The 20801-nt window shown below is 70.7% G+C and carries 19 protein-coding genes; 8 read left to right on the top strand and 11 right to left on the bottom strand.

Going from position 1 to position 20801, the window contains the following annotated elements; genetic code table 11:
• The first annotated feature begins 202 nt into the window (after positions 1-202).
• Positions 203-1873: a methyl-accepting chemotaxis protein gene (locus tag D2K64_RS08030; RefSeq protein WP_120007719.1), complete on the top strand. Its 1671-nt coding sequence runs from the start codon at positions 203-205 to the stop codon at positions 1871-1873.
• Here D2K64_RS08030 and D2K64_RS08025 read toward each other — a convergent pair.
• The 4 genes from D2K64_RS08025 to D2K64_RS08010 form a co-directional block, all read right to left on the bottom strand.
• Positions 1851-2759 carry a DMT family transporter gene (locus D2K64_RS08025; RefSeq protein WP_238384080.1) on the bottom strand — a complete coding sequence of 303 codons (909 nt, stop codon included), beginning with the start codon at positions 2757-2759 and terminating at the stop codon, positions 1851-1853. The genes D2K64_RS08030 and D2K64_RS08025 overlap by 23 nt on opposite strands.
• Positions 2760-2852: 93 nt before the next feature.
• A complete protein-coding gene (locus D2K64_RS08020; protein WP_120007718.1) occupies positions 2853-4097 on the bottom strand; it encodes a CaiB/BaiF CoA transferase family protein in 1245 nt (414 codons plus the stop codon).
• Positions 4094-4864: a CoA synthetase gene (locus D2K64_RS08015; protein WP_120007717.1), complete on the bottom strand. Its 771-nt coding sequence runs from the start codon at positions 4862-4864 to the stop codon at positions 4094-4096. The genes D2K64_RS08020 and D2K64_RS08015 overlap by 4 nt, the downstream gene beginning before the upstream one ends.
• On the bottom strand, positions 4861-5697 hold the full coding sequence (locus tag D2K64_RS08010; RefSeq protein WP_120007716.1) for a CoA transferase subunit A: 837 nt from the start codon (positions 5695-5697) through the stop codon (positions 4861-4863). The genes D2K64_RS08015 and D2K64_RS08010 overlap by 4 nt, the downstream gene beginning before the upstream one ends.
• Before the next feature lie 139 nt (positions 5698-5836).
• Here D2K64_RS08010 and D2K64_RS25925 point away from each other — a divergent pair, with 139 nt between their 5' ends.
• Genes D2K64_RS25925 through D2K64_RS07990 form a run of 4 tightly spaced genes read left to right on the top strand, consistent with a single transcriptional unit; the run spans position 5837 to position 8196 of the window.
• Positions 5837-6148: an SH3-like domain-containing protein gene (locus tag D2K64_RS25925; protein ID WP_120007715.1), complete on the top strand. Its 312-nt coding sequence runs from the start codon at positions 5837-5839 to the stop codon at positions 6146-6148.
• Entirely contained in the window at positions 6145-6429 is a 285-nt protein-coding gene (locus D2K64_RS25920; protein ID WP_120007714.1) for an SH3-like domain-containing protein, read from the top strand. Before D2K64_RS25925 ends, D2K64_RS25920 begins: the two co-directional genes overlap by 4 nt.
• Complete coding sequence (locus D2K64_RS07995) at positions 6426-7007, top strand: nitrile hydratase subunit alpha (RefSeq protein WP_120007713.1); 582 nt, start codon at positions 6426-6428, stop codon at positions 7005-7007. The genes D2K64_RS25920 and D2K64_RS07995 overlap by 4 nt, the downstream gene beginning before the upstream one ends.
• Before the next feature lie 37 nt (positions 7008-7044).
• The gene (locus tag D2K64_RS07990) at positions 7045-8196 is read left to right on the top strand and encodes an iron-containing alcohol dehydrogenase (RefSeq protein WP_120007712.1); all 1152 of its coding nucleotides are present in this window, start codon (positions 7045-7047) and stop codon (positions 8194-8196) included.
• Here D2K64_RS07990 and D2K64_RS07985 read toward each other — a convergent pair.
• The 3 genes from D2K64_RS07985 to D2K64_RS07975 form a co-directional block, all read right to left on the bottom strand.
• Entirely contained in the window at positions 8193-11108 is a 2916-nt protein-coding gene (locus D2K64_RS07985) for a PAS domain-containing protein (RefSeq protein ID WP_274379296.1), read from the bottom strand. The two genes, D2K64_RS07990 and D2K64_RS07985, sit on opposite strands and share 4 nt — an antisense overlap.
• Positions 11109-11279: 171 nt before the next feature.
• The gene (locus D2K64_RS07980) at positions 11280-11978 is read right to left on the bottom strand and encodes a dienelactone hydrolase family protein (protein WP_120007710.1); all 699 of its coding nucleotides are present in this window, start codon (positions 11976-11978) and stop codon (positions 11280-11282) included.
• A gap of 75 nt (positions 11979-12053) precedes the next feature.
• Positions 12054-13274 carry a polyhydroxyalkanoate depolymerase gene (locus D2K64_RS07975; protein ID WP_120007709.1) on the bottom strand — a complete coding sequence of 407 codons (1221 nt, stop codon included), beginning with the start codon at positions 13272-13274 and terminating at the stop codon, positions 12054-12056.
• A 229-nt stretch (positions 13275-13503) separates the two neighbouring features.
• On the opposite strand from D2K64_RS07975, the gene D2K64_RS07970 reads away from it, so the two are divergent.
• Complete coding sequence (locus D2K64_RS07970; protein ID WP_120007708.1) at positions 13504-14157, top strand: glutathione S-transferase; 654 nt, start codon at positions 13504-13506, stop codon at positions 14155-14157.
• Between the two features lie 515 nt (positions 14158-14672).
• Positions 14673-15911 carry a TIGR02587 family membrane protein gene (locus tag D2K64_RS07965; protein ID WP_202910581.1) on the top strand — a complete coding sequence of 413 codons (1239 nt, stop codon included), beginning with the start codon at positions 14673-14675 and terminating at the stop codon, positions 15909-15911.
• Positions 15912-15917: 6 nt separating this feature from the next.
• Here the strand turns inward: D2K64_RS07965 and D2K64_RS07955 are convergent, their stop codons facing one another.
• Positions 15918-17093 carry a BaiN/RdsA family NAD(P)/FAD-dependent oxidoreductase gene (locus D2K64_RS07955; RefSeq protein WP_120007706.1) on the bottom strand — a complete coding sequence of 392 codons (1176 nt, stop codon included), beginning with the start codon at positions 17091-17093 and terminating at the stop codon, positions 15918-15920.
• Positions 17094-17131: 38 nt separating this feature from the next.
• The gene (locus tag D2K64_RS07950) at positions 17132-17563 is read right to left on the bottom strand and encodes a YqaA family protein (protein ID WP_120007705.1); all 432 of its coding nucleotides are present in this window, start codon (positions 17561-17563) and stop codon (positions 17132-17134) included.
• Between the two features lie 273 nt (positions 17564-17836).
• Here D2K64_RS07950 and D2K64_RS07945 point away from each other — a divergent pair, with 273 nt between their 5' ends.
• The gene (locus tag D2K64_RS07945; RefSeq protein WP_120007704.1) at positions 17837-18781 is read left to right on the top strand and encodes an alpha/beta fold hydrolase; all 945 of its coding nucleotides are present in this window, start codon (positions 17837-17839) and stop codon (positions 18779-18781) included.
• Positions 18782-18800: 19 nt separating this feature from the next.
• Here D2K64_RS07945 and D2K64_RS07940 read toward each other — a convergent pair whose 3' ends face one another.
• Positions 18801-19385, bottom strand: coding sequence for a YajG family lipoprotein (locus D2K64_RS07940; protein ID WP_120007703.1), 585 nt, complete (start codon positions 19383-19385; stop codon positions 18801-18803).
• Positions 19386-19399: 14 nt separating this feature from the next.
• On the bottom strand, positions 19400-20752 hold the full coding sequence (locus tag D2K64_RS07935; RefSeq protein ID WP_120007702.1) for an FAD-dependent oxidoreductase: 1353 nt from the start codon (positions 20750-20752) through the stop codon (positions 19400-19402).
• Positions 20753-20801: the final 49 nt, after the last annotated feature.

Genomic DNA, 20801 nt, shown 5'->3' with positions numbered 1-20801 from the left:
GGATTTCATGGCGCGGCCTCCTGTCGCGATCCGTGTGGCCAAGATCCGGAACAAAGATGAACAACCTGTCAGCAGGCTGGGGCGCGGGTGCTGGCGTGGGCCGCGGTTCAACCCGGGGCGCCGTCCAAACGGAATCTTCAGTGTTTCCGCGGGATCATCGGCCAGCGGGACGCCACTCCGGCTCCGCCCGCAGGAGAGCTCCATGAGCCTGAGGACCCGGATCATTGCCGCGCTTACCCTGGTGCTGATCGGCTTCATGGCCCTGGGGGGCCTTTCGCTGCAGCGCATCGGTGCCTTGCAGGGCGTGACCGGGGACATCGCCGGCAACCGGCTGCCCGGCATCGCCATGGCCAACAGCATCGCTCGGGAGGGGCTGCGCATCCGCACCCTGGTGCTGCGGCAGGTGCTGCTGGACGACCCCGCCGCCATCCGGGCGCTGGATCGCGACATCAGGATGGCCGGTGGCCGCATCGGCCAGATGCTCGCCGATGACCGGATGCCGGCCGAGAGCCAGCAGGAGCGGCTGCTCCAGCACGAGGTCGCGCGCCGCTGGGCCGCCTTCTTCGACCGGCTGCTGCCCGACACCTTGGCGCTGAGCCGCGCTGGCGACAGAGCAGCGGCCATCCGGCGCGCGATCACGGTGGATGCGGACGCCTTTGAAGCCTTTGAGCAGGCAATCGATCAGCTGATCGCGCACACCACCCACGGTGCGAATGCGGCAGGGGAGCAGGCCGGCAGGGTCTCGTCCACCGGCTTCCGCATGATCGTGGGTGCTATGGTGCTGGGCAGCGTGCTGGTAACGCTGATCGGCCTCCACCTGATGGCCGGGGTCGGCCGGCCGGTGCTGCGCCTGACCGTCACGCTGGAGCGGATGATGGCCGGCGACTTGTCGACGCCTGTGCCGGGCGGCAACAGATCAGACGAGATCGGCTCCATCGCACGGGCGCTGGATGTGGTCCGCGGCAGGGCGCAGGACGCCGAACGCCTCGCGGCCGCGCAGGCCGCGGCGGACCGCGCCCGGGAGGAGCGTTCCAGGCGGATGGACGCCCTGGTGGGCGGCTTCGGCGATGATGCGGGCCGGGCGCTGGCTTCGCTGCAGGGCGCGGCGCAGCGGCTGGACGGCAGGTCGGTGCAGATGAGCCGGGCGGCGGAGCAAGGCTCCCGCCTGACCCGCACCTTGTCCACGGCGTCCCAGGGGGCCTCCGGCAACGCGCAGACGGCGACCGCCGCGACGGAGGAGCTGTCCGCCTCGATCGCCGAGATCACCCGGCAGGTGGGCCGTTCGGCCGAGGTGTCGCGCCGGGCCGTGGAGGAAACCCGGCGCACCGACCGTGCCGTGCGCGAATTGGCCGACACGGCGAACCGGATCAGCGACGTGGTGAAGCTGATCTCCGACATCGCCGGGCAGACCAACCTCCTGGCGCTCAACGCGACGATCGAGGCGGCGCGCGCGGGTGAGGCCGGCAAGGGCTTCGCGGTGGTGGCGTCGGAGGTGAAGTCGCTCGCCTTGCAGACCGCCAGGGCCACCGAGGAGATCGGCCAGCAGGTCGGCGCCATCCAGGGCGCCACCGGTCTCGCCGTGGAAGCGATCCGCGCCATTGCCCAGGTGGTGGCGGAGACCGACCAGACCGCCTCGGCCATCGCCGCGGCGGTGGAGCAGCAGGGCGCCGCCACGCGGAAGATCGCCCGCAACATCACCGGCACTGCGGAGGCCGGCGCCGTGTCGCCCGACACGCAGGTGGTGCGGGATGCGCCGGAAGGGAATGGCCGTGCGGCCGAGCAGGTGCGATCCGCCTCCGAGGAACTCTCGGCCACCGACACAACCCTGCGCCACCAGGTGGACCGCTTACTCAACGGGGTGCGGACCGTCTGAACCTTTCCCAAAGACGGCCATCCAGCAATGCGAAGCCGCAGGCGATCAGCGCCATGCCTGCGAGGTGGCGCGGCAGCAACGCTTCGCCCAGCACGCCGGCGCCGAGCAGGATGGCCATCACCGGCACCAGCTGCGTCACCAGGGCGGTGTTGGTGGCGCCGCCTTCCGCCAGGACGCGGAAGAACAGCGCGTAGGCGAGGCCGGTGGAAACCAGCCCCAGCGCCAGGATGGCCAGCAGGGTGGGGCGATCCGGCCAGGGCAGGTGCCAGGGCGCATCGGTGATCAGCGCCAGCGGCAGCACCAGGAGGATGCAGGCGCTGGTCTGGCCCGCGGCGGCGGCCAGCGGGGCGACGCCGAGCCGCCGGAACCGGCGGCCCCAGACCACCGCCAGCGCATAACTGAAGCAGGCACCGAGTCCGGCCAGGATGCCCGGAAACTCCGCCCCGCCCTCGATCCCGAGCGCTGCCGGCCCGGCCAGCACGGCGACCCCGGCCAGGCCGAGCAGCACGCCACCGAAGCGCGGCCGCGTCAGCCGCTCATCCTCGGTGGCGAGATGCGCCATCAGCGCCGCAAACACCGGCGTCGCGGCGTTCACCACCGAGGCCAGACTGCTTGGGATGCTCTGCTGCGCCCAGGCGATCAAGCTGAACGGGATCAGGCTGTTGAACAGCGCCATGCCGAGGCAGGCCAGCAGCACCGGCCGGCTCCACGGCAGGCGATGCCCTGCCAGCGCCGCCAGCAGCCAAAGCAGCGCCGAGGCCAGCACCACGCGTGACAGCACCACCGTGAAGGGCGGCCAGACCTGCACGGCCAGTCGCATGAACAGGAAGCTGCCGCCCCACAGGAAGGCTAGCAGCAACAGCATGCCCCACAGGCGCCGGCTCACGCGGCGGCCTCCGGGCCGGGTCTCGGCAAGCTCGTCATGGCGGCATCCTGGATGCAGTGCCGCGTTCCGCCACTCCGCTGCCGGCGCGGCAATCTACCGACGGCGGTCGAACAGGATGCCCTCGGCCTTCAGGGCGGCGATCTCCTCGGCGGAATAGCCGTGCCGCGCCAGCACCTGTTCGCCGTGCTGACCGAAGCGGGGCGGCGCGCTGCGCGTGCCGCCCGGCGTGCGCGACAGCTTCACCGGCGTGCCGAGGGCGCGGAAATCGCCCAGCTCCGTGACCATTCCGCGATGCGCGGTGTGCGGCTCGGCCAGGGCCTCATCCACGTTCAGCACGGGGCCGGCGGGCAGGCCGGCGGCCAGCATCCGGTCGCACAGGGAATGGCCGTCCTCCTCCGCCAGCCGTTCCTCCAGGATGGCGGTCAGCGCTTCCCGGTTGGTCACGCGATCGCCATTGCTGCGGAAGCGCGGATCGTCCGGCAGGCTGTCGAGACCGAGAAAGGCGCACAGCTTGCGGAAGGCGGGATCGTTGCCGCAGGCCACGAAGATCTGGCAGGTGGCGGTGCGGAATGCGGAATAGGGCGAGATGTTCGGGTGCGGATTGCCGGTCGGCTTCGGCCGCTTGTTGTTCAGCAGGAAATTGGCGGCGTGCGGATGCAGCAGCGCCATGCCGCAATCATGCAGCGTCATGTCGACATACTGGCCCCGGCCGGAGCGCGCACGTTCCTGCAGCGCCATCAGGATGCCGATGCTGGAATAGAGCCCGGTGGCGAGGTCGACGATCGGCGTCGCCATGCGCACCGGGCCACTATCCGGCGTGCCGTTGATCGACATCAGCCCGACCATCGCCTGGACAATGGCGTCATAGCCCGGCAGGCCGCCACGCGGGCCGGTGGCGCCGAAGCCGGACACGCGGCAATGCACCAGCCTCGGGAAGCGCTGGCTCAGCACCGCCTCGTAGCCGAGGCCCCATTTCTCCATCGAGCCGGGCTTGAAGTTCTCCACCAGCACGTCGGCGTCTTCCAGCAACCGCAGCAGCACCTCGCGCCCCTGCGGCTTGCCGAGGTCGAGTGCGATGGACTGCTTGTTGCGGTTGACGCCGATGAAGTAGCTGGCGGCGCCGCCCAGTTCCTCGGAGCCGAAGGGCGGGCCCCATTCGCGCACCTCGTCGCCCTGCGGCGGCTCGATCTTGATCACCTCGGCGCCGTGGTCGGACAGGATCATGGTGCAGTAGGGACCGCCCAGCACCCGCGTCAGGTCGATCACCTTCAGCCCGGCCAGGGCGCCGGCGGAGGCGGCAAGACCCTTGCCTTCGTCGAGGGGAACGGCGTCGGTCATGCGGCTTGTCTCCTGTTGAACACGCGGGCGCAGAACTCGGGATAAGTTTCCAGCATCTCGTCACAGACAGGGCCGCGCAGCAGCGCCAGCTCGTCGGGCGTCGGGTCGGGCGTGGCGGGCAGGGCCTCCGGCTCGTCGTATTCGAAGCCGGTGGCGGCGCGCAGGCTGGCGGCGTCCTCGCCGGGATGCGCGCTGTCCAGGGTAAAGCGGGCCCGCGCGGCATCGAAGCGGAACACGCCCTTGCCGGTGACCAGCGCCTGCGCCGTGCCGCGGCGGAACACCCCAGGCGCGGATACGCCCGGGGCCGAGACGTGTTCGACGCGGGGCACCAGCACCCGCGGCGAATGCTCCTCGCGGAACAGGATGGTGCGCGGCGTCATCAGGTACATGAAGGCGCTGCCGAAGGAGCCGGGGAAGCGCACCTCCCCCTGCGCGGATCCACCGGGCCAGGCGCCGGTGCCGATCAGGTTGATGTTGGCCTCGCCATCGATCTGCCCGCCACCCAGGAAGAACAGGTCGATCCGGCCCTGCCCCGTGAGGTCGAACAACTCGCGCGTACCCTCCGTGAAGGGATTGCCACTGCGCTTGTGCAGCAGGGACAGCCGCACCGAATGGCCGGATTTGCGCACCAGCCAGCAGGCGGCGGCGGGAATGGGGGAGGCGGCGCCGACCGCGATGTGGTGTGCCGGCGGCGCCGTGGGGTCCAGGATCAGCCGCGCCAGCACGGCGGCCAGGCGTTCCTCGGGGCGGATCGCGCCGTCGGTCATGGCGCCAGCTCCAGCGGGGTATGCTCCGCCGCCAGCACATGCTCGGCCAGCCAGTCGCCGAAGCCCGCCTCGGTCTTGGCGGCGCGGGCATAGGCCGCGACATAGCCGTCATCCGCGCCGTACTCGTCGAGCAGCGCCACCGGATGGGCACCATGTTCCGCCACGGCAATGCCGCTGATGTAGGTGGCGCTGATGGTTCCGGGGGCGAGTCGCTCATCCTCCAGCAGGTTTCCGGGATGCAGCCGCTCCACGGTGACGACGGTGTCGCGGGCGGCATGCGCCAGGGTGGCGCATTCGCGGCGGCGGCCGACCCAGACATTGCCCTCGTGGTCGGCCAGCACCGCATGGAAGATCGCCACGTCCGGCCGCAGCGCCGGCAGCAGCACGATCGGATCTCCTTCCTCCGGCGCGAGCGGGTTGTTGATCACCCGCCAGTCCGGCCGGTGCGCCAGGATGTCGCTGCCGATCAGCCCGCGCAGCGGCATGAAGGGCACGCCCTTCTCGGCCGCCTGCAGCATGGTGTGCATGGCCGGGCAGGTGGCGTCGCGGATCGTGAGTCGGCCGTCACGCAACGCCGCAGCGAAGCGCGGGGCGAAGCCGGCCTCGCCCAGGCTGACGGCGCTGGTTTCGACCTCAACGGCGCAGCCGGCGCCGATCAGCAATTCGGTGGCGAAGCCCGAGACCGGCACGCCGATCAGCCGCAGCCCGCGGGCGCGCCGGCGGATCAGCGCCTTGACCAGGGCGAGGGATGGCAGGGAGTTGTCCGGCGGCAGGGCCAGGCGGGCGCCGTCCGGGATGCGGGCGGCCAGCGCCTCGACAGCCTCTGGTGTCATGGTTTTCCGATCCTCCGGGCGGCAGCATAAGCCGAGGGCCGGTGAAGGCCAAACCGGGCGGCGCCCCGCGTCTGACCGGTTGACGCGGCACCGCGACCGGGCCGACCCTGGCGGGCAACAGCAATCAGGGAGAACCGCGATGCTGCCCGAGGAAGCCCCGGCCCGCGCGCATCACGACATGGGTGGCGTGTCCCGCTTCGCCTGCGAGCCGGTGGACAAGAGCCACCGCGAGATGACCGCGTTCGACCGGCGGGTGGATGCGCTGCGCCAGGTGCTGGGCGCCACCGGCCTGTTCAGCACCGACGAGATGCGGCGCGGCATCGAGGGGCTGCCGCCGGATGTCTATGACCGCTCCTCCTATTACCAGCGCTGGCTGTTCTCGATGGTCACGGTGATGCTGGAGAAGGGCGTCATCACCGAGGCCGAGCTGCGGTCGGAACTGGCCGCGTGAGCCGGTTCGACGCCGGCGACCGCGTGCGGGTGCGCGATGCCTGGCCGGAGGCCGAAGGGCCGGCCCACATCCGCACGCCGCATTACCTGCGTGGCCGCGAAGGCATCGTGCTGCGCCCGCTGGGCCGGTTCCGCAATCCGGAGGACCTCGCCTTCGCACGCCCGGCGCCGCACATCCCACTCTACCACGTGCGCTTTCCGCAGGATGCGATCTGGCCGGAAAACCAGCCCGGCGACGAGTTCCTGGTGGAGATCTTCGAGCATTGGCTGGAGGCCGCATGAAGCTCACCGAAATGCCGACCGACCGGCTGCTGGAAGGCTTCCAGGCGCTGCTGCTCCGCAAGGGCGTGGTGACCGGGGCTGCGCTGGAGCAGAGCGACGCCACCATGCAGGCGGCCAGCCCGGCGCGCGGCGCGGCGGTGGTGGCGAGGGCCTGGACCGATGCGGAATTCCGCGCCCGACTGCTGGCCGACGGCACCGCCGCCGTCGAGGAGATGGGCATCTTCCTCACCGGGGCGCCGCCGCTCGGCGTGGTCGAGAACGACGATGCGGTGCATCACCTGATCGTCTGCACCCTGTGCAGCTGTTATCCGCGCGCGCTGCTGGGCTATCCGCCGCACTGGTACAAATCGGCCGCGTTCCGCGCGCGGGCCGTACGCGACCCGCGTGGTCTGCTGCAACAGGAATGGGGCACGGAGCTGCCTGCCGGCACGCGTCTGCGGGTGGTCGATTCCACCGCCGACTACCGCTGGATGGTGCTGCCGCGCCGCCCCGCCGCCACGGAAGGCTGGGATGCCGGGCGGCTGGCGGCGCTGGTGCGCGGCACCGACCTGATCGGCGTCACCATCCCGGCCGCCTGACGGCGCGGCGCATTAACATGACAAGGGGGAAACAAGCATGATCGCAGCCATCGCGCTGCCACGTATCCTGCGCATCGGCGGCGGGGCGCTGGGCGAGACCGCCTCCGTGCTGGAGCAGCTGGGCCTGTCGCGGCCGCTGATCATTACCGATCCGACCATGGTCGCGATCGGCCTGGCGGAGCGGCTGCAGGGCTTGCTGGGCGGCGCGGCGGTGTTCTCCGACACCGTGCCCGAGCCCGACAGCGACGCCGTGGACCGCGCGCGGCGGGCCGTGCTCGAGGGCGATTATGATAGCCTGATCGGTCTCGGCGGCGGCTCCCCCATCGACACCGCCAAGGCGGTGGCGGTGTTGGCGAGGCAGGGTGGGCGAATGCGTGACCACAAGGCGCCGGCACAGAACAGCGGCCCGGCGCTGCCGGTGATCGGCATTCCCACCACCGCCGGCACCGGCTCCGAGGCCACGCGCTTCACGGTGGTCACCGACAGCGAAACGCAGGAGAAGATGCTGTGCATCGGCCAGTCCTTCCTGCCGGTGGCGGCCATCGTCGATTACGAGCTGACGCTGAGCAAGCCGCCGAGGCTGACCGCCGACACCGGCGTGGATGCGCTGACCCACGCGATCGAGGCTTACGTGTCGCGCCGTGCCAATCCGTTCTCGGACGGCTTCGCCCTGGGCGCCATGCGCGCGATCGCCGCCCATCTCCGCCGCGCCTATCGCGATGGACAGGATCGCGCGGCGCGGGAGGCCATGATGCTGGGCGCGACGCAGGCGGGCATCGCTTTCTCCAACAGCTCGGTGGCGCTGGTGCACGGCATGAGCCGGCCGATCGGCGCGCATTTCCACGTGCCGCACGGCTTGTCCAACGCCATGCTGCTGCCGGCGGTGACGGCGTATTCGGCCCCCGCCGCGGAGCGCCGCTACGCCGAATGCGCGCGCGCCATGGGCTTGGCGCAGGATGGCCAGGACGACCGCTTCGCCGTGGCGGCGCTGCTCGACGAGCTGCGCGCGCTGAACAGCGATCTCGCCGTGCCGGGACCGCGCGCCTGGGGCATCGACCCGGCGCGGTGGAACACGCTGCTGCCACTGATGGCACAGCAGGCCATCGCCTCGGGCTCACCCGCCAACAATCCGCGGGTGCCCGACGCTGAGGCGATCCAGGTGCTGTACCGGGAGGTCTGGGGCAGCTAGAGCCGATCCCCGTCCGCTGGCCGGGGATCCTGACCTGGGCCAGGCCAGCGGGACCTGCCCGAGCCCGCTGCGTCCTGCGGCATTTCGGCGGCGCCGGCGGCCAGCATCTCCGCCACGCGCTTGCACAGCGCGCCGACCGAGAAGGGCTTGGTCATCACCTGCAGCCCGGCTTCCAGTTGGGTCTGGCCGATCACCGCGGTCTCGGCATAGCCGGTGATGAACAGCACCGGCAGCCCCGGCCGGCGTAGCCGTGCCGCGTCGGCCAGCTGGCGGCCATTGGTGCCGCCGGGCAGGCCGATATCCGTGACCATCAGGTCCAGCCGCTGCGCCGTGTCGAGCAGCGCCAGCCCGGAGGCCGCATCCTCCGCGTCCAGCACGGTGTAGCCCTGCTGCGTCAGCGCCTCGAACAGCAGCAGGCGGATGCTGGCCTCATCCTCCACCACCAGCACCACTTCGCCGCCGGCCGCGATGGCAGCGGCTTTCGGCGCCTCGTCCTGCTGGCCGGCCTCCGCGGCGCCGGAATGCACCGGCAGATGCAACTGCACCGTGGTGCCGAGGCCGGGCCGGCTTGCGATGTGCGCCTGTCCGCCGCTCTGCCGCGCGAATCCGTACACCATGGACAGGCCGAGCCCGGTGCCGCGCCCTAGCGGCTTGGTGGTGAAGAACGGATCAAAGGCGCGGGCCGTCACCTCAGGCGGCATTCCCTTGCCGGTATCCGCGACACTCAGGCGCACATAGCCGCCGGGGGCCAGCCCGAGTGCCGCCGCCCCATCCTCCTTCAGGCACGTGGCGGCGGTGCTGATGCGCAGCGTGCCGCCATCGGGCATCGCGTCGCGCGCGTTGATGCACAGGTTCAGCAGCGCGTTCTCCAGCTGGTGCGGATCGCACAGCACCAGGGGCAGGGTGGCCGGCCCGGCGACCTCAAGGCGGATGTCCGGCCCGACGCTGCGGCCGATCATCTCGGCCATGCCGGCCACCAGCGCGTTGACCTCCACCGGCCGCGGATCCAGCGTCTGCCGCCGGGCGAAGGCCAGCAACCGGTGGGTCAGCGAGGCCGCGCGGGCCGCCGCGTCCTGCGCCGTGGCGATGTAGCGGTCCAGCCCGTCCTGGCGGCCGGCGGCGACGCGCATCGCCAGGATCTCCAGGCTGCCGCTGATGCCCGTCAGCAGATTGTTGAAATCATGAGCGATGCCGCCTGTGAGCTGGCCGATCGCCTCCATCTTCTGCGCCTGCTGCAACGCTTCCTCGGCCTCGCGCAGGCTGCGGGTACGCTCCTCGATCCGGTGTTCCAGCGTTTCGTTCAGCTCGCGCAGCTCCGCCTCCGCCTGGCGGCGTGCGCTGATGTCATGCGCCGTGCCGATCAGCCGTACCGGCCGGCCATCGCGGAAAAAGCAGCGCCCTGCGGCGGACAGCCAGCGGACCACCCCGTCGCATAGCCCGACCGTGCGGTATTCGGCGGCAAAGGTGCCGGGCCCGGCGGGATCCAGGGCGAGCCGCACCGCGGCATCGGCCTGCGCGCGGTCCTCCGGGTGCAGCCCCGCCAGGAAGCTGTCCTGATAGGTGACCGGCACCCCGGGCGGCAGGCCGAACAGGGCGCGGCAGCGGTCATCCCAGACCAGCGTGTCGGTGTCGACCTGGTAATCGAAGGTCCCGAGCCCGGCCGCGGCGGTGGCCATGCCCAGCCGCTCCTCGCTGTCGCGCAGCGCCTGCTCCGCCTGGCGCCGCCGCGTCAGGTCGAGCATGGCGCCGATCATGCGAACGGCCCGCCCCCCTTCGTCGCGGATCACGAAGCCGCGGTCATACACGTCGGCGTAACTGCCATCGGCACGGCGAAACCGGTATTCCTCCGCCCATTGGCTGCCATCGCCGTCGATCGCTGCATGGATGCTGTGCTGCACCCGCGGGCGGTCGGCAGGATGGATCTGCGTCAGCCACCAGGCGCCCGCGCTCTCGCGGTCCTGCAGCTCGTGGCCATAGGCTTTGCGCAGCGCGTCGTTCCAGAGCACGCGGCCGGCTTCGAGGTCCCAGTCCCAGATCGCATCATCCGTGGCGCGCGCGACCAGCCGGTAGCGCTCATTTGCCGCCTCCAGCTCGCGCTGCGCCAGGTGCTCCCCGGTGCGGTCGCGCATCACCTTGACGAAGCCGGTCAGCCCGCCGGCCGCGTCGCACAGCGGCGACATCTCACCCCGGCCCCAGAAGCGGCCGCCATCCCGGCGCAGATACCAGCGGTTGACGGAGTTGCGCCCCTGCGCGATGGCGCGTGCGCGTTCCCGCAGCGGCGAGCCGCTGGACAGGTCCTCGGCTGTGAAGATGCGGCTCACATCCTGGCCGAGCATCTCCGCCTCGGTCCAGCCCAGCACGTTGCAGGCCCCGGCGTTCCAGCCGGTGACCAGGCCCGCCATGTCGATGGTGATGATGGCGTAATCCACTACGCCATCCAGCGTCTGGCGGCGCAGCGCTTCCACGGCGTCCCGCTCCGCGGCGATGCGCCGCAGCGCGATCTGGCTGGCGGCCTGGCCGGCCAAGGCCCGCAGCATGATGCGCTGCCTGGCGTCCAGTCCGGAGGGACGCGGCGCGGGGTCCATGATGCAGAGCAGGCCGACCGACCGCCCCTCCACCAGGAGGGGCTGGCCGGCGAAGAAGCGGATGGCGGGAGGGGCGGCGACCAGCGTGTCGCCGGCGAAGCGACGATCCGCGGCGGCGTCCGGCACCACCAGCGCCTCGGTTCCGGCGAGGCCGTGGAGGCAGAAGGCGGTGTCCCGCGGCAGATCGCGCCGGCCGAGGCCTGTTTCCGCCCCAACCCAGTGCCGGTCACCATCGACCAGCCAGATGACAGCCGCGGACGCATCGAAGATCCCGGCTGCCATCTGCACCAGCTCGTCGGAGGCCGCATCCGGCGCGGTGTCCGGCAGCGCGGCGGGATGCTGGGCGGCGGGATGCTGGGCGGCACGGCGCGCCGCCGCCTCCGGCAGGATGGGCGGCGGGCTCAGCGACGGGGTCCTTGCTGGGCGTCGGGGCGGGCCATGCGGACCGATATTAAGGCAGCGGCACCGGCTTTGAAACGGTATCGCTGCCGCCGGGGATCAACCCAGGGTCGTGGCCAGCAATTCCGCGCTGCGGCCATTGGCGATGGTCGCGGCGCGGCCATCCCAGGAATGTCCGCCCATGCGGGCGAAGGCATGATCAACGCCGGGGTAAACGTGCAGCGCCACGCCGCCCATGCCGCCGAGCGCCGCCTGCATCGCTTTGCGGGCTTCCTCAGACACGAAGCGGTCCTGTTCGGCCACGTGCAGCAGCAGCGGCTTGTGGATGCGGTCCTTGCCGTCCAGCAGCCCCTCGATGCCCACGCCGTAATAGGAGATGTTGCAGTCGGAATCCGATTCGGTGGCCATCATGAAGGCCAGCCGTCCGCCGAGGCAGAAACCCATGGTGCCGGCGCGGCCATTGCATCCGGGCAGCACCCGCGCCGCGGCGAGGGTCGCCTTCAGATCCTCGATGCCCTTGGCTTGGTCGAACTGGTTCATCAAGGCGAAAGCGCGGTCCCATTCCTCCTTGCTGCCATCGGTGATGTCGATGCCCGGCTCGATGCGCCAGAAGAGGTCCGGGCAGATGGCGATGAAGCCCATATCGGCCACCCAGTCGCACAGCGACCGCATCGCATGGTTCACCCCGAAGATTTCTTGGATCATCACCACGGCGCCGGCGGGAACCTGTTTCGGCATCGCCAGGTAAGCGCCGAAGCTGCCGCTGTTGTCGCTGGCCTGGAGGGTGATTTCGGGCATGGCGCGTCTCCTGTGACGGTGGGAGGCGCAGGATAGACGCAGGCGGCGCGCCGGATAAGCCGTGCCGCCCGCCCTTCAGCCGGCGGCTTCCTCGAACAAGCCGCGCACCAGCGGATAAACCTCCTTGGCCCAGCGCCGCCCGCTGAACACGCCGTAATGGCCGGCGCCGGTCTGCAGGTGGTGCCGCTTCATATGTGCGGGCAGGGCCGAGCACAGGTCCAGCGCCGCGGATGTCTGGCCGATGCCGCAGATATCGTCCCGCTCGCCTTCCACGGTGAGCAGAAAGGTGCGGCGGATCGCTTCCGGGCGCACCGGCCGGCCGTGGTGGGTCATGCGGCCGAGGGCCAGGTCGTGGTCCTGAAACACGGATTTCACGGTTTCCAGGTAGAACTCGGCCGGAAGGTCCATCACCGCCAGGTATTCGTCGTAGAAGCGGCGATGGGCATCCGCCAGTTCGGAATCACCCCCCACCAGGTTGCGGAACTGTTCCACATGCGCGTCCATGTGGCGCTTCATGTTCATGGAGATGAAGGCGGAGATCTGCACCGCGCCCGGGTAGACCTTGCGCCCGCCGCCCTTCAGCCGCCACGGCACGGTGTCCACGAGGTTGTCCCGGAACCAGGCGATGGGATGGGAGCGCGCCAGCTCATTGACCTTGGTGGGGCTCTGCCGCGTGTCGATCGGGCCGGCCATCAGCACCATGGAGCGCGGCGTGGCGGGGTTCTTCTGCTCCGACATCCGGGCCACGGCGGCCAGCACCGGCACGGCGGGCTGGCACACCGCCAGCACATGGGCGCCGGGGCCGATCTCCTCCTGGAAGCGGATCACATGGTCGATGAACTCGTCCATGCCGAACCGCCCGGCGGAGACGGGAACGTCCCGCGCATTGGTCCAGTCGGTGATGTAGACGTCGTTCTCCGGCAGCAGAACCTGCACCGTGCCGCGCAGCAGGGTGGCGAAGTGGCCGGACATCGGCGCCACCACAAGCACCTTCGGCTGCGCCACCGGCACGTCCTTGCGGAAATGCAGCAGGGTGCCGAAGGGGGTGGAGAACACCGGCTCCTCCTCGACCTTTACCTCCTGGTTGCCGATCTGCACCGTGGTGAAGCCGAAGGGCGGGCGGGCATGGGTGATGCCGCTGCTGCCGAGGAGTTCCAGCGCCGCCGTGAACTGCCGCAACGGAAAGGTTTCCGGGCGCCCATTGTCGAACTGGCGCAGCACCGCGCCAGTGCCCTTGGCAAACAGCCGGAACGGGTTCAGCAGATCCTGCTGGGCCTGGTAGAGTTGATACATCATCCGGCAGTAACGCTCCCGCGTCGCAGATTACTCATCGCGGCAAGACACCTCAAACAAGGCTTTGCCGGAACCATAACGCAGGCAGCTGCCATCCAGTTACGGCCTTTGATCCGGGTCACGATCTTCTTCCTTTCTGGCCGCTGCAGGGTGGTGGTGCGCCAGTAAGCATTTCGTCAAGGCTGGAGCCTCGATATGGTGACGCTTCCGCGACGGAACGAGGGGATGCCGCATGGCCGAGGCCAAGCTCCTGATCAGCAGCCGCAATTATTCCTCCTGGTCGTTGCGCGGGTACCTGTTGTGCCGCCTGTCCGGCCTCTCCTTCAGCGTCTTCGCCGCCGCCGCGGACGATCCGCAGGCGCGGGCCGAGCTGACGCTGCGCAGCTCCACCATCCGCCTGCCCAGCCTGCTGCACGGGGCGGTCACCGTGTGGGACACGCTGGCGATCGCGGAATACCTCAATGAACTCCATCCTGACGCGAAGATGTGGCCGGAACCTTGCCGGGAGCGCGCGCATGCCCGTTCCATCTCGGGCGAGATGCATTCCGGCTTCGCGGCGCTGCGCTCCTCCCTGCCGCTGAACATGCGGGCGAGGCGCCCGCGCTATCAGCCCTGGTCCGGGACCCGCGCCGATATCGCGCTGATTCAGGAAATCTGGCGCGGCTGCCTGGAGGCGCATGGCGGCCCCTGGCTGTTCGGCGGCCGGCCGACCATTGCGGATGCCATGTACGCGCCGGTGGCGAGCCGCTTCCTGACCTATGACGTGGAACTGGAGCCGCTTCCCGCCGCTTATCGGGACCACATCCTGGGGTGGGAGCCGATGGTGGAGTGGATGGCCGATGCGGTGCTGGAGCCCGAGGCCATTGAGGAACTGGAGGTGGATTGAGAATCCTCAGCCCGATCCACCCCGACACGACCGCCGCTCAATGCCCGAACGGCCCTCGCGCAGGGTTGCAGCAACGCGCGGTGGGTCGATACCGCCTGCACCGGTTCGGCATCGGGGTGCGGCCGGCCGCCAAAGCCGGCTCCTGGGATGTGTATCGCTGCCGGATGCTGGTCTAGATCGGCGGCGCAGGCGCCGCTGCCGACGTGGCAGTTAGGGCTCCCTGCGGTCCGGGCCAGAGGCGTGACCGCCGCGAAAGGACGTCAGCGTCCGCAATCCTCTGCCCCGGCGGCCCCACCCCGGGCGGCGATCAGGGCCGCATGTGCCTCGCCAGCGGCGCGGATGGAACCCTTGCGGACGGTTTGGAGGCTCCGTCCGAAGCGGGAACCACCTCTTCAGGGATCGAAGCAGCGTGATTTCGTCAGCAGGACGACTCCGCAAGGAGCTGCTCCGGCCACAATCGGAAGGCGGAGCCTGAGTTTGCACCAGCACGATGCACGCGGCGGAAGAGGGAGCGGATGGCAGAGGCGGCAGCAGAGAATGCGGCGAGGCGGAGCGACGACCGCGGCTACGCCATCGGCTTGGCGCGGGCTTTCGCCGGGGCCCTGATCTTCGCCTTTCCGCTGATCATGACCATGGAGATGTGGTGGATCGGCTTCTACGTCGAACCCGTTCGGTTGCTCATCTTCCTGTTGCTGGGACTGGGGCTCCAGACAGGGCTGGCCTATTACAGCGGCTTCAGCCCGTCGCGGGCCGTAACGGACGCACTGATCGGTGGCGTCACCGCCTTCGCCATCGGCTGCCTCGGCAGCGCGGCGGTGTTGTGGCTGCTGGGCGTGCTGGACACCGCCCAGGGCTGGCGCGGTGCCGTTGGCATGGTGGCGATCCAGGCGGTGCCGGCCGGCATCGGCGCCGTGGCGGCGCGGCAGCAACTCGGCGGCTCCCGCGAGGGGCAGGCGCGTGAGGATCGCGCCGGCTATCCGGCGCAGCTGTTCCTGATGGCGGCCGGCGCCGTGTTCCTGGCGTTCAACGTCGCACCCACCGAGGAGATGATCCTGATCACCTTCCGCATGGGTCCCTGGCTGATCCTGCTGCTGATGGCGGCCTCCGTGCTGCTGCTGCACGCCTTGGTCTACACGGTGGGCTTCGCCGGGCAGGAGCAGCCGGCCGATGGCGGCTTCTGGACCACCTTCTGCACCTACACCCTGGCCGGCTACGGCCTGACCCTGCTGATCAGCGCCTATGTGCTGTGGACCTTCGGCCGCGCCGACGACGCCATCCCTGCCGATGGTGGCGATGATGGCGGTGGTTCTGGGCTTTCCCGGCGCGCTGGGTGCCGGCCTGGCGCGGCTGGTGGTGTGAGGATGGCGTCCTCCTCGTCCCGACGACCGCCTCTGGAATGGATCTGCGCCGTGCTGGGCGCCGCCGTGGTCGCCGTGACGTTGGGCGTCATCGCTGCGCAGATCCCCGGCACCGACCCAGATGCGATGCCGGCGCTGCGCATCGAGGCCGCTGCCGGCCCGGCCTCGGCCGCCGGGCATGCCGTGCGGCTCGTGGTGCGCAACGAAGGCACGCGCATCGCGGCCGCTGTGGAGGTGGAAGGGCGGCTGTTCGACGGCGAAGAACTGCTGGAAAGCAGCCGTGTGACGCTCGATTACGTGCCGCGCGGCTCGGCCACTCGCGCCGGGCTGTGGTTCGCGCGCGACCCAACCGGGCTGCGGCTGGAGGTGCGGGCGCTGGGCTATCAGGAGCCCTGAGGGAGGCTACAGTGCCTCTCCGGCGCACCAGCCGCTGGCCCAGGCCCATTGGAAGTTGTAGCCGCCGAGCCAGCCGGTCACGTCAACGGCCTCGCCCACCACGTGCAGGCCGGGAACCGCCTTGGCCGCCAGCGTCTGCGACGACAATTCGGCGGTGTCGACGCCGCCGAGCATCACCTCGGCCTTGGCGTAGCCCTCGGTGCCGGCGGGGGTGAGCTGCCAGTCCTGCAACAGGCCGCCGAGGCGCCGGAGATCCTTGTCGGTCTGCTCGGCCAGGATGCGGTCAGGCAGCTCGGCTGCGGCGAGGGATTGCGCCAGGCGCTGCGGCAGCAACTCGGCCAGGGCGGTGCGCGGCTCGGCGCGCGGACGGGCGCGCTTGGCGGCCAGCAAAGCGGCGGCGGCATCCTGGCCCGGCAGCAGGTCGAGCCGGATGCTGGCCCCCTCCCGCCAGGCGGAGGAAATCTGCAGGATCGCCGGCCCGGACAGGCCCCGGTGGGTGAACAGCACCGCCTCCGGGAAGCGCAGCTTGCCGAGGCGCGCCACGGCCGGCAGCGCCACGCCCGACAGCGGCCGCATCAGCGCCAGCTTCTCCTCGGCGAAGGTCAGCGGCACCAGGGCCGGGCGGGTTTCCACGAGCTTCAGGCCGAAGCGGCGGGCAAGGTCGAGCGACAGGCCGGTCGCGCCCATCTTTGGGATCGACAGGCCGCCGGTGGCCAGCACCAGGGCCGACGCGCCGAACTCGCCATGGTCGGTCGCCACCCGGAAATGCTCCGGGCGGGACACGTCGGTGACGCGATGGCCGAGCCGCACATCGACGCCCGCCGCGGCGCATTCCGCCAGCAGCATCGCAACGATCTGCCGCGCCGAGCCGTCGCAGAACAACTGCCCCAGCGTCTTCTCGTGCCAGGCGATGCGGTGCTTCGCCACCAGCGCCAGGAAGTCGGCGGGGGTGTAGCGTCGCAGCGCCGATTTCGCGAAGTGCGGGTTGGCCGAGAAGAACCGCTCCGGCATCGTGCCCGTGTTGGTGAAGTTGCAGCGCCCGCCGCCGGAGATCAGGATCTTCGACCCGGCTTCCCGCGCATGGTCGAGCACCAGCACGCGCCGGCCCCGCTGCCCGGCACGCAACGCGCACATCAGCCCGGCGGCGCCGGCGCCCAGGATCACCGCATCGAAATCTGGCATGCGGCGGGCTTAACCGCGCGATGCCCGCCACGGCAAGATCAGCCGGCCCAGGCGCGGGCCAGCCCGGCGACGGCGGCATAGCGCGCCGCCTTGCCCAGCGTCACCAGCAACAGGAAGATCCGCACATCCTCGCGCAGCGCACCGGCCACCACGGTGAGCGGATCGCCCACCACCGGCACCCAGGAGAACAACAGCGACCAGCGGCCGAAGCGCCGGTACCAGCCCGCCGCCCGGGTGTAGCGCCGGTCATCGAGCGGAAACCATCTGCCGCCGCGAAAGCGTTCGATGCCGCGGCCGATCCCGTAATTCACCGCCGAGCCTGAAACATTCCCGGCAGTGGCGGTGAGCACCAGCAGCCAGGGCGGTAGCGAGGTACCCGCCAGCAGCGCCACCAGCGCCGCCTCCGAGGAGCCGGGCAACAGCGTGGCGGACAGAAAGGCACTGGCGAACAGGCCGAGCAGCAGAATCATCAGCGCGGGCGGGGCAGGGCAGAGGCTTGCTGAGCGATCATGGCCGCGAGCCTAGCCGGGGGCGTGCTGCGCCAGAAGGGGTGCAGGAATGGCGCGACGCCGCCGCTCCGGACCGGGTGCGCCAGCGGTGTGATCGTTAGCGCTGGTGCCACGGTCACCGCTTCCGAAGCCGCTTCATTCCCGAAGGGGGCCTGTTAAGATCGGACGGCCCCGCCTGCACCGGAGCCCGCCGCCATCCGCATTCCGCCGCGCTTCGCTTGTCTTCTGCTCGCCATGGCCGCCTGCACGCCGCAGGTGATCCCAGCCGGGCCGGAGATCATGCCGCCCGCCATGGCGGCCGAGTCCTTCGTGATGGCCGACGGCGCCGCCCTGCCGTTGCGCGCCTGGCTGCCGGACGGTCCGCCGCGCGCCGTGGTCCTGGCACTGCACGGCTTCGGCGACACCGCCGCCAACGCCTTCCGCCGCGCCGCCGAACCGCTGGGCGCGGCCGACGTCGCCTTGTACGCCTATGACCAGCGCGGCTTCGGCGCGGCGCCGCATCGCGGCGTCTGGCCAGGGTCGTGGGCGCTGGCGGGGGATGCCACCCGCGTGGCGCAGCTGCTGCGCGCCCGCCATCCCGGGGTGCCGTTGTTTCTGCTGGGGGAAAGCATGGGTGGCGCGGTGGCGCTGGTGGCGGCGGCCTCGGCGAACCCGCCGCCGGTGGACGGTCTGGTGCTGGTGGCGCCGGCCGTGCAGGGGCGCGCAAGCATGGGCTGGCTGCCGCGCAACCTGCTCGATTTCGCCGCCCACACCGTGCCGCTGCTGGAATTCCGCAACTCCGCCCCCGGTTTCGCTCCCACCGATGATGAGGATGCGATGCGCGGCTGGGGCCGCGACCCCCTGACCTACAAGGAGGTACGGGTGGATGCGCTGTTCGGCCTGGTCGGGCTGATGGACCAGGCGGCGCGGGCGGTGCCGGCGCGGCCAGTGCCGGTGCTGCTGCTGTACGGCGCCAAGGACCGCATCATCGCCGCGGCCCCGGTGCGCGATTTCCTGCGCATGCGGGCCGGTGACCCGGCGCTGCGCGCCGCCTACTATCCCGAGGGCTATCACATGCTGCTGCGCGACAAGGGCCGCGCCGCCGTGGCGGCCGATCTGCTGGCCTGGATGGCGGCGCCCGGCGCGCCGCTGCCCTCCGGCGCCGACCGCTGGGCGGCGGGCTGGCTCGCCATGCCCTAGGCCGTCCCGCCGCCGCGCCTCAGCGCAGGGCGGCGGCGAAGCCGGGCTTGTCCAGCAGCTTGTCGATCGCCTCGCTCATCGCCTGCTGCGCCACCAGTCGCAATTCCTCGACCGAGCCGAAGGCGCCGGCGGCCAGGCTGAGCATGGAACCGCTGACGCGGCTGGCGCTGCCCTGGTCCACCAGCACCGGAGGGCCTCCGGCGGCCGGGATCAGGCTGATGCGGAATTCGGCATTGCCTTCGCGCCGCACATACTGGTTGGCGTTGAGCTGCAGGATCTCGACCCCGATGGTGTAGCGCGGCGCGCCCGTGGCCAGCAGGCCGCGCGCCCGCAGCGCGTCGGTGAAGGCCTGCCGCACCACCTCCGTCACCGGGACGGGCGCATCCAGCCGCTTCATGGCGTTGCCGTAGCCGCCACGGATGGTGCCGATCCAGCGAGGGTCCTCGCGGCCATCCTCGCGCCGGTCCACCACGGTTCCGACCGCCACCACCGGGCGGGCTTGCGCAGGCGAGGTCATCGCGGTGGCCGGTGTGTAGACCAGATTGGCTTCGGTGGTGCCGCAGGCGGCGAGGCCGAGCAGCAGCGCGGCGGCGATCAGGCGCATCGGGTTCTCCTTTCTTATTCGGCGGCCACGGGGTGCGGCGCGCGCGGCATCCGCCGCAGCGTGCCGTCCCGCAGGTGCCACCCCAGCCGGTGCAGCAGGCTCAGCAGCCGGTAGGTGGTCTTGAAGGCGATCACCGGTATCTGCCGGTCGGTGTCGGCATGCACGTCGCCCGCCAGCAGGCTGACCAGCCCGTCGCGCATGCGGAAGCGGTTGGATGGCTGCATGAACATGTCGCGCAGCACTGGGCTGTTGATGCGGTAGACCAGCCAGGACATGGCGCCGATGGCGCGCCGCACCTTGCTCTCGAACCGCCGCAGCAGCGGCGCGGCGCGGACCGGATCGTCGAGCCAGGCATCAGCGGCCTCGGCGCCCAGCTCGGCGCTGGCCATGGCCAGCATCACGCCCGAGGAGAACACGGGATCGAGAAAGGCGAAGGCGTCCCCCGCCATCAGCCAGCCTTCGCCCTGCATCACCTTGGCACGGTAGGAGTAGTTGCCGGTGGTGGTCACGGCGGACACCAGCTCGGCGCCGTCCATGCGCTCCGCGGCCGACGGGCTGCGCGCCAGCTCCTGCAGCAGGAAATGCTCGAAGGAGCCCTGGCGGCGCTTGAACAGCGCCGGGGTGCCGACGACGCCGACGCTGGTGATGCCCTCCGGCAGCGGGATCATCCAGCACCAGCCATCTTCCAGCAGGTGGATGGTGATGTTGCCCTCCGGGCAGCCCTCGCAGGGCGCGACGCCGCGGAAATGGCCGAACACGGCGGCGGAATTGTTGTGCGGGTCGCGCTGCTTGCCGCCCATGGCCTGGGCGAGCACGGTGTCGCGGCCGGAAGCATCGATCACGAAGCGCGCCTGCCAGACCCGCCTGCGGCCCGCCGCATCCCGCGCCGTCACGCAATGGCCCTGCGCGCCCTGGCCGAGGCCCACCGACAGCACGCGGGTGTTCTCATGCGTCTCGGTTCCGCGTGCCGCGGCATTGCGGAACAGCAGGGCGTCGAAATCGGCGCGCTTCACCTGGTAGCTGTGCTTGTAGTCCTGGTTCAGTCCATCGGCGAACAGGAAGTTCACCTTGTTGCCGTGCTCGTCTGAGATGAAGGAGGCGCCGGGCTTGTGCACGCCGATGGCGCGCACCTCCTCGGCGATGCCGAGCTTCTCGAAGATGCGCAGGTTCAGCGGCAGCAGCGATTCGCCGATATGGAAGCGGGGATGCGCATCCTTCTCCAGCAGCACCACGTGACGTCCGCGGCTGGCCAGCAGCGCCGCCGCGGTGCAGCCGGCCGGTCCGCCGCCGATCACCAGCACATCGCAGCGTTCCGCGGCGGCCTCCCCGGCCGGCGGTGTGGCGGGCGGAACAACGTCGAGCGGCATGGGTGGTGGCTCTCCTGGATCGTCGATCCGGGCTCCCTTGCCCGGGCGC

Origin of the sequence: Teichococcus vastitatis (genome assembly GCF_003604215.1) — a bacterium.
Taxonomy (GTDB): domain Bacteria; phylum Pseudomonadota; class Alphaproteobacteria; order Acetobacterales; family Acetobacteraceae; genus Pseudoroseomonas; species Pseudoroseomonas vastitatis.
This window is presented reverse-complemented; position numbering and strand designations above follow the sequence as displayed.